Annotated in this window: 11 protein-coding genes; 8 read left to right on the top strand and 3 right to left on the bottom strand. The window is 69.8% G+C overall.

Annotated elements, in window-relative coordinates; genetic code table 11:
- Window positions 1-48 precede the first annotated feature (48 nt).
- The gene (ggt, locus tag EV644_RS26240; protein WP_132191546.1) at window positions 49-1,905 is read left to right on the top strand and encodes a gamma-glutamyltransferase; all 1,857 of its coding nucleotides are present in this window, start codon (window positions 49-51) and stop codon (window positions 1,903-1,905) included.
- A gap of 52 nt (window positions 1,906-1,957) precedes the next feature.
- Here the strand turns inward: ggt and EV644_RS26235 are convergent, their stop codons facing one another.
- Window positions 1,958-3,100: a M20/M25/M40 family metallo-hydrolase gene (locus EV644_RS26235; RefSeq protein WP_132191547.1), complete on the bottom strand. Its 1,143-nt coding sequence runs from the start codon at window positions 3,098-3,100 to the stop codon at window positions 1,958-1,960.
- A 141-nt stretch (window positions 3,101-3,241) separates the two neighbouring features.
- On the opposite strand from EV644_RS26235, the gene EV644_RS26230 reads away from it, so the two are divergent.
- The 5 genes from EV644_RS26230 (at window position 3,242) to EV644_RS26210 (ending at window position 8,486) form a co-directional block, all read left to right on the top strand.
- Window positions 3,242-4,021: a GNAT family N-acetyltransferase gene (locus EV644_RS26230; RefSeq protein WP_132191548.1), complete on the top strand. Its 780-nt coding sequence runs from the start codon at window positions 3,242-3,244 to the stop codon at window positions 4,019-4,021.
- Window positions 4,014-4,673, top strand: a complete 660-nt coding sequence (locus EV644_RS26225; protein ID WP_132191549.1) for a MurR/RpiR family transcriptional regulator — start codon at window positions 4,014-4,016, stop codon at window positions 4,671-4,673. The genes EV644_RS26230 and EV644_RS26225 overlap by 8 nt, the downstream gene beginning before the upstream one ends.
- 16 nt (window positions 4,674-4,689) lie before the next feature.
- Window positions 4,690-5,811: an o-succinylbenzoate synthase gene (gene menC / locus EV644_RS26220; RefSeq protein WP_132191550.1), complete on the top strand. Its 1,122-nt coding sequence runs from the start codon at window positions 4,690-4,692 to the stop codon at window positions 5,809-5,811.
- Between the two features lie 117 nt (window positions 5,812-5,928).
- Window positions 5,929-6,921, top strand: coding sequence for a permease (locus EV644_RS26215; RefSeq protein WP_132191551.1), 993 nt, complete (start codon window positions 5,929-5,931; stop codon window positions 6,919-6,921).
- Entirely contained in the window at window positions 6,918-8,486 is a 1,569-nt protein-coding gene (locus tag EV644_RS26210; RefSeq protein WP_132191552.1) for an N-acyl-D-amino-acid deacylase family protein, read from the top strand. Before EV644_RS26215 ends, EV644_RS26210 begins: the two co-directional genes overlap by 4 nt.
- A 1-nt stretch (window position 8,487) precedes the next feature.
- Here EV644_RS26210 and EV644_RS26205 read toward each other — a convergent pair whose 3' ends face one another.
- Window positions 8,488-8,757, bottom strand: coding sequence for a hypothetical protein (locus tag EV644_RS26205; protein WP_132191553.1), 270 nt, complete (start codon window positions 8,755-8,757; stop codon window positions 8,488-8,490).
- A gap of 23 nt (window positions 8,758-8,780) precedes the next feature.
- Here EV644_RS26205 and dapF point away from each other — a divergent pair, with 23 nt between their 5' ends.
- Window positions 8,781-9,629, top strand: a complete 849-nt coding sequence (gene dapF / locus EV644_RS26200; RefSeq protein WP_132191554.1) for a diaminopimelate epimerase — start codon at window positions 8,781-8,783, stop codon at window positions 9,627-9,629.
- Window positions 9,630-9,711: 82 nt separating this feature from the next.
- The gene (hflX, locus tag EV644_RS26195; protein ID WP_132191555.1) at window positions 9,712-11,226 is read left to right on the top strand and encodes a GTPase HflX; all 1,515 of its coding nucleotides are present in this window, start codon (window positions 9,712-9,714) and stop codon (window positions 11,224-11,226) included.
- Between the two features lie 63 nt (window positions 11,227-11,289).
- Here hflX and EV644_RS26190 read toward each other — a convergent pair whose 3' ends face one another.
- Window positions 11,290-12,144, bottom strand: coding sequence for a helix-turn-helix transcriptional regulator (locus tag EV644_RS26190; protein ID WP_241998823.1), 855 nt, complete (start codon window positions 12,142-12,144; stop codon window positions 11,290-11,292).
- Window positions 12,145-12,147: the final 3 nt, after the last annotated feature.

Raw genomic sequence — 12,147 nt, 5'->3', positions numbered from 1 at the left:
CGCGGTAGGCAGGGCCTGTCCCTGTACGCCGATCCCTGCGAGGACCCAGTGAGACCGAAAAGCTTCGCCGCGACCCTGACGGCCGGCGCGCTCGTCCTGACCGGCCTGACCGCGAGCACGGCCACGGCAACAGGCACCGCCCTGACGATGGAGGCCGGCCAGCACGCGCCGCAGCCAGCTGTGAAGAACCCGACCGCGATCGGCTTCGGTGGCGCTGTCGCCTCGGTCGACGCGGACGCCACGAACATCGGCCTGTCGGTACTGCGTCGCGGCGGCAACGCGGTCGACGCCGCAGTCGCGACCGCGGCCGCGCTCGGAGTGACCGAGCCGTACTCCGCCGGCATCGGCGGTGGCGGGTACTTCGTCTACTACAACGCGAAGAGCCGCAAGGTGTACACGATCGACGGCCGGGAGACCGCGCCCGCGACAATGCCGAGCAACGCGTTCATCGACCCGGCGACGGGCAAGCCGTACAACTTCTTCCCCGAGCTCGTCACCTCCGGCGTCTCCGTCGGGATTCCCGGCACGCTGGCCACCTGGGACTCCGCCCTGCACCAGTGGGGTTCGCTGTCGCTGGGCAAGGCGTTGAAGCCCGCCGCGGACCTGGCCGATCGCGGCTTCGTCGTCGACGCGACGTTCCGCAGCCAGACGCTGGACAACAAGGCCCGGTTCTCCGCGATCGTGCCGACGGCCAAGCTGTTCCTGCCCGGCGGCGACGCCCCGCAGGTCGGCTCGGTGTTCAAGAACAAGGAGCTCGCGAACACCTACGAGCTGCTCGGCAAGAAGGGTCCGGCTGCCTTCTACGGCGGACCGCTCGCGCAGGAGATCGCCACGGTGGTGCAGACCCCGCCGAAGGTCGCCGGGACCACCCTGCCGGTGATGCCGGGATACCTGACGACGGACGACCTCGCGAAGTACAAGGTGATCAAGCGGGATCCGACGAAGGTCCGGTACGACGGGCTGGACGTGTACGGGATGGCGCCCTCGTCATCGGGCGGGACGACGGTGGGGGAGGCGCTGAACATCCTGGCGCCGAAGAAGTTGTCGACGCTGTCGACCCCGCAGGCACTGCACACGTACCTCGAGGCGTCGGCGCTGTCGTTCGCGGATCGGGGTGCCTACGTGGGTGACCCGGCCTACGTGAACGTGCCTACAAAGGAGCTTCTGTCGCCCGGGTTCGGGGCTGAGCGGTCCTGCCTGATCGACCCGGCGAAGGCGTCGATCAAGCCGCTCAAGGCCGGTTCGCCGGACGGTGCCTACGCGCCGTGCGCCGCGGGTGTCGCGACGCAGGAACGGCCGGACACCGAGGGGCTGTCGACCACCCATCTCGTGGCCGCCGACAAGTGGGGCAACGTGGTGTCGTACACGCTGACGATCGAGCAGACCGGTGGCAGCGGCATCACCGTCCCGGGCCGCGGATTCCTGCTGAACAACGAGCTCACGGACTTCTCGGCGGTCTACGCCGAGGCCGACCCGAACCGCATCCAGCCAGGCAAGCGGCCGCGCTCGTCGATGTCGCCGACGATCGTGCTGCGCAACGGCAAGCCGTTCCTCGCGCTCGGCTCACCGGGTGGATCGACCATCATCACCACGGTCCTGCAGACGCTCACCAACCGCCTGGACCGCGGTATGACGCTGCCCGAGGCGGTCGCGGCACCGCGAGCCTCCCAGCGGAACACGGCCAACGTCACCGCCGAACCACCGTTCATCGACGCCTACGGCACCGCGTTGAAGCCGTACGGCCACGTTCTCGTCCCGTCGGGCGACGCCCTCACCTCAGCGGCCGAGATCGGCGCCGTCGCAGCCCTCGAAGTACTACCCGGAGGCGGCTACCTGGCCGCAGCCGAACCAAAGCGCCGCGGCGGCGGCGCCGCCGGCACAGTCCACCAACTCTGGCCGCGCTGACTCACCATCACGACAGCACCCCGTCGCCACTGGCGGCGGGGTGCTGTCGTGTTCAGAGGCTGGTGATGATTGCGGCGATCAGGGCAGCGCGCTCGGGCAGGGTGGCTGCGACGATCTGCTCGTGGATCGCGTGGGCACCCTTTCCCACTGGGCCGAAGCCATCAAGGCTGGGCACCCCGAGCCAGCCCGTGAGGTTCGTGTCCGCAGCACCAGCCGCGACCGCGCCGCCGACCTCCTGGCCGACCGAACGACCGGCGGCCGCGACCTTCGCCAACAGCTCATCGCCCTCAGCAGATGGCCGCCAGGCAGGCCGATTCGAGACCACCGACACCTGTACTCGAGCGCCGTCCCGCACCGGCTCCAGCTTGCCGATCGAGTCGAGCACAGCGCGCTCGGTATCGGGATCGATGAAGCGGAAGCCGATCTCGGCCGAAGCGGTCCCCGGTACGACGTTCGTCCGCCCGCCGCCGGTGATGGTGCCGACGTTGCACAGCACGTCGTCGAAGGACCCGACAAGCGAGCGTACGGCGATCAACTGGTCGACCAGTTCGTCGATCGCGGAGACGCCGGACTCCGGATCCAGCGCGGCATGCGCCTCCCGTCCGGTGATCTCGATCCGGACCCGGCTGCTGCCGCGACGGGCGGTCTTCAGATCGCCGTTCGGGTGCGGAGGTTCGAGCCCGAACGCGGCGACGACCCCTTCCGACTCCGCGGTGACGAGTCCACGAGCGGAGGGTGAACCGACTTCCTCGTCAGCCGCGACCACGATCCGCACCGGTCGATGGTTGGCCTCTTGCTCCGCGATCAGCTGCAGCGCGGTCTCGAGGACGACCAGGCCGCCCTTCATGTCGAAGACTCCCGGCCCATGGACGATGCCGTCCTCCTCGCGCCAGGGCATCGAGCCGCCGAGCTGACCCACCGGCCACACCGTGTCGTGGTGGGCCAGGAAGAGCAGTGGCGGCTGTTCCGCCAGCGGACCCCGCCCGGGCAGGTTCGCGACCACATGGTCACCTGTTGCCGCGGGCACCCTTCGAGCGGTGCCACCGAGGTCGGCGTACCGGGCGACGAGGCGGTCGGCGAACGCGTTCAGCGCGTTCGCATCACCCGTCGGGGTTTCCTGCGCGACGTACTCGTGCAACCGCTCGAGCATCCGCGCGGCCTGTCCGGCTGCCGCCTGCTGCCATCCGTTCGCCATGATAGTGAACGTATCATCAACGACTCTCCGGTGTTGGCTCACACATTTCGCCTGTCGGACGGGCATTGACCTGAGATTTCTCACCGGGTTAACTCAGCCACGGAACAAGATCCGTTACGTATCTTTGGTTGCAGGAGATCGATGACAGCGCAGCGCACGGCCGGCGGGTTCTGTACCGTCACGCTCACCACCCCGGCGCAGTTCGCGGAGGCGGCCGCGCTCTACCGCGCTGTCTTCGGCTACCAGCACCCCGATTACGCGCTCAACCCGCGTCTGCTCGGTGCGCTGGTGGCCAACGGCGGCTCCGTTGTAGGAGTGCTGGACACCGCGGACAGGCTGGTCGCCCTCGCCTATGGCTTCTGCGGCACGGACGGCCTGAACCTCTACCACTACTCGCAGACCGCAGTGGTCGCCGCCGACCAGCAGGGCCTCGGCCTCGGCAGACTCCTCAAGCGTGCGCAGCGCGAGGTCGCCCTGGCGAACGGGATGACCTCGATGCGCTGGACCTACGACCCGTTCCAGACCCGCAACGCCCACTTCAACCTCGACGTCCTCGGCGCCCGCGGCCGTTGGTTCAAGCCCGACCTGTACGGCGAACCCGGCACCGACCGGGTCGTCGTCGAGTGGGACCTGCGCGGGGGAGACCAGCCGAACCTGCCGCGGACGTCTCCGGTGGAACCAACCGAGGCGGACTGGGGCATCCCGGCAGGCGACGGTGACGAACTGTGGCTGGCACTCCCGGCCGATTTCGCAGCCCTCAGCGCAACCCGCCCGGATGTCGCCGACCAGGTCCGCCGCGACGTGCGCTCCGCGTTCGCCGACCTGCTCGGCAAGGGCCTGGTCGCGATCTCCTGCCTGCGGGTCGACGCCGATACCGCGGTCTACTTCTTCGGCCCGGCCCAGGAGGCGACCGATGTCTGAGGCCGAGGAGCGGCGGGCTCTCAACCGTGAACTGGCCAGCCCGCACGAGCGGTACGACGCCCGCCTGCAGCGCAGGTCCTCCACCCTGCTCCAGCAGCGGGTGGTCGAGCAGGAGCGAGCCTCGATCGCCGAGGCGCTCGACCTGATCCTCGCCGACGACTCGATCGCCCGGGCCGCGGCCCGGATCGTCGCCGCTCGCCGCCGGTTCATCGTCGGCTCGAGCAAGTCCTTCTCGTACGCGTCCCTGCTCGCCTTCGACCTCAGCGCCGGGCTCTCGCACGTGACACTGATCGACGGCACGGTGGTCCGCAGCGTCGACGTGCTCTCCGACGTGCGCTCCAGCGATCTGATGGTGGCGTTCTCGTTGCGCCGCTACCGGCGGGACACCGTCGAGGTCGCGCGCCGGTTCGTCGAGGCCGGTGGCGAACTCGTCGCGATCACCGACTACGACGACGCCCCGCTGGCCGACATCGCGGACCAGTGCATCTACGTGGCGACCGGCAGCGCGTCGTACGTGGACTCGCCGACCGTGGTCGCCGCCGTCCTGCACGTGCTGGCGACCCTGACCACCGCGAGTGCCAAGGGTGCTCGCCGCCGGCTCGGGGAACGGGACCGGCTGAACACCGAACTGGGGCTCTATGTCGTCGACTGAACCGAAGGGAAGTCCTGTGCGCGTCACCGCCGCCCGGCTGCACCGGGTCCGGCTGCCGCTGGTCCACGCCTTCGCGACCAGCTCGCACCGCAAGGCCGAGCTGGACCACATCCTGGTCGAGCTGGAGGACGCCTCCGGCGCGATCGGCTGGGGCGAGATCGCCTCGCCGTCCGATCCGTACTACGCGCCGGAGACGGTGGAGTCGTGCTGGCACATCGCCGAGCGCTACCTGCTCCCGGCCGTGCTCGGGCAGGAGTGGGACGAGCCCGAGCAGGTGCCGCGGTTCTGGGCGAAGGTGCGGGGCAACCAGTTCGCCAAGGCGGGGGTCGACGTCGCCGCCTGGGTGCTCTGGTCCACCCTGCGCGGCGTACCGCTGGCCAAGGCGCTCGGCGGGACCCGCTCGGAGGTCACCGCAGGCGTCTCCCTCGGGATCGAGCCGACCATCGACGAACTGCTCACCGAAGTACGGCGCCAGGTGGACGCCGGCTACCCGCGGGTGAAGCTGAAGATCGCGCCCGGCTGGGACGTCGAACCGGTGCGCGCGGTCCGCGCGGAGTACCCGGACCTCGACCTGCATGTCGATGCCAACGGCATCTATTCGGAGTCCGCCGAGCACCTGGCCGCGCTGCTGGCGCTCGACGGGTTCGGGCTGACGATGATCGAGCAGCCCTTCGCCCCGCGTAACCTGCTCGCGCACACCCGGCTGCAGCGTGCGGTGGAAACGCCGGTCTGCCTGGACGAGAGCGTGGAGACGCTGGACGACCTGGAGACGGCGCTGTCGCTCGAGGCGCTGCGGGTGCTCAACATCAAGGTGTCGCGGATGGGCGGGTTGACCGCCGCCCGGGCCGCGCACGATCTGGCCCGGCAGTCGGGGATCGCGGTCTGGTGCGGTGGCATGCACGAGTTCGGCATCGGCCGCGCGGCGAACGTCGCGCTGTCCAGCCTGCCCGGCTTCACCCTCCCGTCCGACGTCTCGGCCTCGGACAAGTACTACGCGCGCGACGTGGTGACCCCACCGGTCGTCGCGCGCCGAGGCGTCGTCCAGGTGCCGGAGTCAGCCGGTCTCGGCCACGGTATCGACACCGACCTGATCGCCGCCAACACGGTTGCCTCCAGCACCGCCGCCACCACCCTCTGACGCGCTCTGCCGCGCACTGACCGCCCCCGGCCACGACAGAACAGGACCCCCCATGAGCCAGCACGAGAACAGCACGGCACCACCGACGACCACTCCGGACGGGACCGTCTTGGCGTCATGATCGCCTGCCTGGTACTGGTCGCGAGCCTCGGCACGCTGGCGGGTGCGCTGGCGATCGCCGCGCCGATCGTGCTGCCGATCACCGCTCGTCTCGGCTACACCCGCTCGGCCACCGCCTCGATGCTGTTCATCGGCGGGTGTGCCGGGCTGACCGTGGCACCGTTCGCCGGCTCGAACGTGGCGATCATGACCGCGGCGGACGTCAGCTACCTCACCTACCTCGGGTACGGCGCCGGTCCGCTGGCGGTGCTATCCCTGCTGCTCGGGCCGTTCGTGGTCGCCTACATCCAGCGCCGCACGGTCCGGACCGGCGACGAGTACGACCTGAGCGAACTCGTCGCCGACGACAGCGCCCACACCCCTCGGGCGCCTCGGGCGGCGACGATCGCCTTCATCGCCGCGCTGCTCGTCAGCGTCGTCTACGCGACCATCACCGAGGCCGGCACCAACTTCCCGCTGCTGGCGCTGCCACTGCTCGGTGTCGTCACCGGGATCGCCGGGCGGTTGCCCGCACGCGACATCGCCGAGCACATGTACCGCGGTGGCGCCAAGCTGATCAGTATCCTGCTGCTCTTCTGGTTGCTCGCGGCCCTCTTCGCGCTGATCGACGAGCTGGCGCCGTTCAAGGTCATCCTGGACGCGATCGGCCCGGAGCTGGCGACCGTGTCGGGCTTCGGCTTCGGCGTCGCGATCGCGATCGCGGTACTGGGCTGGGTCGGGGTGCCGGGAGCGACAGCGGCGCAGGTCGTCCTGCTCGACAAGGTGTTCGGGACGCTGGCGGCCAGTGCCGGGGTGGGACCTGCCGCCTGGGTCGTGGTGCTGCTGTTCGCCTCGAAGGCCGACACCTATGGGCCGTTCCCGAACGCGAACATGGTCGGCGCGATGGGGCAGGCCCGGTCGTCCAACCTGAAGAACATGATGATCACCGGCTGGCTGATGCTCGTCCCGGCCTGCGTGATGTACGCCGGCATCCTGCTGGTGACGACATGATCGGCGCGATCACCGGCGGCCTCGTCCTGGACGGGACCGGCGCCGAGGCGGTCGCCGCGACCGTCCTGGTCGACGACGGACGGATCACGGGATTGCTGCCCGCCGGCGCCGAGCTGCCCCCCGGCCGCGAGGTGATCGATGCCGGGGGCAACATCGTGGCGCCGGGCTTCATCGACCTGCACTCGCACGCGGACTTCTCGATGGAGGCCGGCCCGGAGGCCGTCACCCAGCTGTACCAGGGCGTCACCACTCTGGTCACCGGGAACTGCGGCTGGTCTCCGTTCCCGATCACCGACCTGGACCAGATGCGAGCCGGTACGGCGTTCCTGGCGCCGGAGAACAGCTGGTCCTCGCAGGACAGCGGGGGATTCGCGGACGTCCTGGACGGTGCCGGTCTGGCGATCAACATCGCCTTGCAGGTCGGCCATTCGGCGCTCAGGCTGGCTGTCCTCGGTGGTGCCGAGCGCGCGCCGTCCGAGGCGGAGCTCGAGCAGATGAAAGCGCTGCTGCGGGACGCCGCCGAACAGGGCGCAGTTGGATTCTCGACGGGCCTGATCTACGCGCCCGGCACCTTCGCCGAGCCATCCGAGGTCGCCGCGCTGGTCGCCACCGCAGCGGAGTACGGGCTGCTCTACTCCACGCACATCCGCAACGAAGGTGTCCGCCTGCTGGAGGCGCTCGACGAGGCGATCGAGGCCGCCCGGGCCGGTGGCGCCATGCTGCAGGTCTCTCACCTCAAGGCGATGGGCCCGGCCAATCACGGGAAGGTTCACGCCGCCCTCGAACGCATGGACGAGGCCCGCGCGGACGGGGTGGATGTTGCCTGCGACGTCTATCCGTACACCGCCTCCAGCACCACTCTCACAGCCCGCCTCCCAACCTGGACGATGGAAGGCGGTAATGCGGGTCTGCTCGCGCGCCTCGCCGACGCCACCGAACGCACGAAGGTCCTCGACGCAGTACGAGAGCAGGCGATCCTCGATCCGGACAACGTCGTGATCGCGTCGCTCCCGCCTGGGCGCTATGTGGATTGCCGCGGGCTGAACCTCGCCGAGATCGGCCGGCGGGACGGCGTCGACGGGGCGGAGGCGGCGCTGCGCGTGCTGGAGAACCACCAGGCCGCGGTGAGTGTCGTCAATCACGGGATGAGCGAGGACGACGTGGTCGCGGTACTGCGTCATCCGTGGACGAGTGTCGCGAGCGACGGCTGGATCCTGCGCGCGACAGGTGAGGGACACCCGCACCCGCGCAGCTTCGGGACGTTCCCGCGGGTGCTCGGGCGGTATGCGCGCGATGAGGCAGTGCTGACCCTGCCGGAGGCTGTCCGCCGGATGACCTCGCTGCCCGCGTCACGGCTCGGCCTGGACGACCGGGGCGTGGTGAAACCCGGCGCCGTCGCGGATCTCGTAGTACTGGATCCCGAGCGCGTCGCGGACCGGTCGACGTACGACGAGCCGTGGCAGTTGTCCGTCGGCATCGAGCACGTGCTGGTCGCGGGGGAGCCCGTACTGCGCGACGGCGTACCGACCGCGAACCGGCCTGGGCGAGTCCTGCGGAAGGGTTGAGTCAGCGGTTCTTCAGCCTGCGCGGCTCTGTCGGCAGCGGGGGCGGCGTCGCGGGAGTCGGCTCGTCGGCAGGCGTCTCCAGCCAGCCGTGGTGCTCACCCACCACCTGCTCCAGTACTGCGGGATCGGCGGCGGTCACCACGACCCAGGGGTGATCCTCGTCGTCGTCCTCCCCGTGGAAGCGCCCCCTTCGGACCTGTCCGCCCAGCAGCTCGGCCACGGCGTCAGCGTCCTCGCGGTCCCAGAAGTACGCGACGTGCTCGTCTGCCATGGGTCAAACCGTACGATCTCCCTATGAGCACCGGTACCTTCCCCTGGCTGAAGGGGCACGGCACGGAGAACGACTTCGTGCTGCTGCCCGACCCCGACGGGTCCCTGCACGGGGACCTCGATCCCGCGGTGGTGCGGTTCCTCTGCGACCGGTACGCCGGGATCGGGGCGGACGGTGTGCTGCGGGTGATCGAGGGCTCGAAGCAGTCGTACGTCGAGGACGGTGGCGATTGGTTCATGGACTACCGCAACGCGGACGGGTCGATCGCCGAGATGTGCGGCAACGGCATCCGCGTCTTCGCCCGGTACCTCGCGGAGGCGGGCCTGACCGACGGCAAGCCCGTACGGGTGGGAACCCGGGCCGGCGTCAAGGAGATCGCGCTGAACGACGACGGCACGATCACCGTGGACATGGGTGAACCGGTGTTCCCCGGACCGGCCGGGATCGTTGTCGAGGCCAACGGTCACCAGTGGCCCGCGTTGCACGTGGACATGGGGAATCCGCACGCCGTTGCCTTCGTCGACGATCTGCGCGAGCCCGGTTGGCTGATCGAGCAGCCCGGCTGGACCCCGGCCGAGGCCTTCCCGCACGGCGTGAACGTGGAGTTCGTGGTCCGCAAGGGCCCGAACGAGGTGGAGATGCGCGTGCACGAACGCGGCTCGGGGGAGACCCGCTCCTGCGGCACGGGCACCTGCGCCGTCGCGGTCGCCTCAGCCAGGGCCGCGCGGCAGGAAACCCCGGTCACGTACCGCGTCGCAGTACCGGGTGGATCCGTCACGGTCACGTGGCGTGAGGACAACCATCTGGAGCTCACCGGACCGGCTGTCGTGCACGCGCGCGGTGAGTTCGACCGGGCCTGGTTGCCGCTCTGAGCGGGAATCCGGGGGTGCGCCGGGGCGTTGTTAGTGAAAACGGGTCGCCCGTATGGGTGGCGCGTGCCACGATGGAAGGTATATGACGACCCATTCGAACGCATACGAAGAGACCGACGTCGACCTCGACCTGCTCCAGGACGACGTGCTCGACGACGAGGACACTTCGTCGGGTTATGACAACGACACTCTGAGCTCCGACGCCCTCGGCACCGAAGGACTGGGCACCGAAGGACTGGAGCTCGAGGAACGCCAGGCGCTGCGGCGCGTGGTGGGGATGTCGACCGAGCTGACCGACATCAGCGAGGTCGAGTACCGCAAACTTCTGCTGGAGCGTGTCCTGCTGGTCGGTGTGTGGACCGACGGCAGCGCCGAGGACGCCGAGAACTCCCTCGCCGAGCTGAAACTGCTCGCCGAGACCGCGGGTTCCGAGGTGCTCGACGGCGTGATCCAGCGGCGCAAGAAGCCGGACGCCGCGACCTTCATCGGTAGCGGCAAGGTCACCGACCTGCGGAACCTGGTCGCGTCGCTCGGCGCCGACACGGTGATCGCGGACGGCGAGCTGGCACCGGCCCAGCTCCGCAACCTGGAAGACAAGCTGAAGGTCAAGGTCGTCGACAGGACCGCGCTGATCCTGGACATCTTCGCCCAGCACGCGAAGAGCAAGGAAGGCAAGGCGCAGGTCGAGCTGGCCCAGCTGCAGTACATGAAGCAGCGGCTGCGTGGCTGGGGTGGGAACCTGTCCCGCCAGGCCGGTGGCCGGGTCGGTGCGGCTGGTGGCGGTATCGGTGGTCGTGGTCCTGGTGAAACCAAGATCGAGACCGACCGGCGCCGGATCAACACCAAGATCTCCAAGCTGCGCCGCGAGCTGAAGGACATGAAGGGCACCCGCTCGACCATGCGGCAGGAACGCCGCCGGCACTCGATCCCCTCCGTGGCGATCGCGGGCTACACGAACGCGGGCAAGTCCTCGCTGCTGAACAACATGACGGGCGCCGGCGTCCTGGTCGAGAACGCGCTGTTCGCGACCCTGGACCCGACCACCCGCCGGACCACCACGTCCGACGGCCGGGTCTACACGTTCACCGACACCGTCGGGTTCGTCCGGCACCTGCCGCACGACATCGTCGAGGCGTTCCGCTCGACGCTGGAGGAGGTCGCGGACGCGGACCTGCTGCTGCACGTGGTGGACGGTTCGCACCCGGACCCGATGGCGCAGATCCAGGCGGTCCGTGAGGTGCTCAACGAGATCGGCGCCTCGGACGTCCCGGAGATCATCGTGATCAACAAGGGCGACCTGGCCGACCCGATGGCGCTCGCGCCGATCCTGCACCGGGAGACCGGCGCGATCGTCGTATCCGCCCGCACGGGTGAGGGCATCGACAAGCTGAGGGCCCTGGTCGAGGCGTCCCTGCCCAGCCCGAACGTCCCGGTCGACCTGCTGCTGCCGTACGACCGCGGCGACCTGGTGTCCCGGATCCACTCGGAGGGCGCGGTGGACCAGTTGGAGCACACGGCCGACGGCACCCGCCTCACCGCCCGGGTCCACGCGGACCTGGCCGGCGACCTCGTGCAGTACGGCGTCGCCGCACACTGACGGCAAACGAACGGCCGGGCTGGACTCACCCAGCCCGGCCGTTCTGCTGTCTTGGACCCAGGGTCAGGAGACCTTGAGGTCGGCGGTGCCGCGCTCCAGGAGTTCGAGGGCGACGGCCGAGGGAGAACCGGCCTCCGCGGTGTACATCAGCAGGCGGTGGGCCGAGTTGTCCGGGAACTGGACGACCTCGTAGCCGAGCTCCAGCCGGCCGACCACCGGGTGCTGGAAGACCTTCGTCCCGAAGGAGCAGTTCAGTACCGGGTGGGCCGACCACAGCCGGGCGAAGTCGGGGCTCTTCATGGACAGCTCGCCGATCAGCTCGGCGAGGTACCGGTCGTCGGGGTGCCGCCCGGCCACCAGCCGCAGCGAGGCCACCGATCGCTCGGCTTCCAGCTCCCACTGCGCGTACAGCTCCCGAGTGTGCGGATCGAGGAACAGCATCCGGGTCAGGTTCGGGCGGGTGTCCACGGAGCACGGACTGTGCTCGTCGTAGTGCCCGGCCAGGAGGCGGTGGGCGGTGGAGTTCCAGGCGAGCACGTCGCTGCGCCGGTCCATCGCGATCGCGGCCACCCCGCTCATCGCCCCGACCAGGCGGCGGGCGCCTTCCCGGGCCGGTTCCGGCTCCTGGGCCCGCGGCGTGGGGTGGTTGGCCGGGCGGGCCAGATCGCGGAGATGGGCCGTCTCGTCCTCGTCCAGCCGCAGCGCCCGGGCGATCGCGAGCAGGATCTCGTCGGAGGCCTGCTGGCTGTGGCCCTGCTCGAGCCGGGTGTAGTAGGTCATGCTGATCCCGGCCAGCTGGGCGAGCTCCTCGCGACGGAGCCCCGGCACCCGGCGGGCGCCGTACGAGACCAGGCCGACGTCCTCTGGCTGCAGCCGGCCACGCCGGGTGCGCAGGAAGTGTCCGAGCTCGGTCTCCACGAT

The organism is Kribbella orskensis (assembly GCF_004342085.1).
GTDB classification, from domain to species: Bacteria; Actinomycetota; Actinomycetes; order Propionibacteriales; family Kribbellaceae; genus Kribbella; species Kribbella orskensis.
This window is presented reverse-complemented; position numbering and strand designations above follow the sequence as displayed.

Bases quoted from the DNA above. Each gene is read 5' to 3' on its own strand.
- EV644_RS26230 (WP_132191548.1), top strand. From the start codon at position 3,242: ATGACAGCGCAGCGCACGGCCGGCGGGTTCTGTACCGTCACGCTCACC.
- EV644_RS26205 (WP_132191553.1), bottom strand. From the start codon at position 8,757: ATGGCAGACGAGCACGTCGCGTACTTCTGGGACCGCGAGGACGCTGAC.
- dapF (WP_132191554.1), top strand. From the start codon at position 8,781: ATGAGCACCGGTACCTTCCCCTGGCTGAAGGGGCACGGCACGGAGAAC.
- EV644_RS26225 (WP_132191549.1), top strand. From the start codon at position 4,014: ATGTCTGAGGCCGAGGAGCGGCGGGCTCTCAACCGTGAACTGGCCAGC.
- EV644_RS26235 (WP_132191547.1), bottom strand. From the start codon at position 3,100: ATGGCGAACGGATGGCAGCAGGCGGCAGCCGGACAGGCCGCGCGGATG.
- hflX (WP_132191555.1), top strand. From the start codon at position 9,712: ATGACGACCCATTCGAACGCATACGAAGAGACCGACGTCGACCTCGAC.
- EV644_RS26210 (WP_132191552.1), top strand. From the start codon at position 6,918: ATGATCGGCGCGATCACCGGCGGCCTCGTCCTGGACGGGACCGGCGCC.
- EV644_RS26215 (WP_132191551.1), top strand. From the start codon at position 5,929: ATGATCGCCTGCCTGGTACTGGTCGCGAGCCTCGGCACGCTGGCGGGT.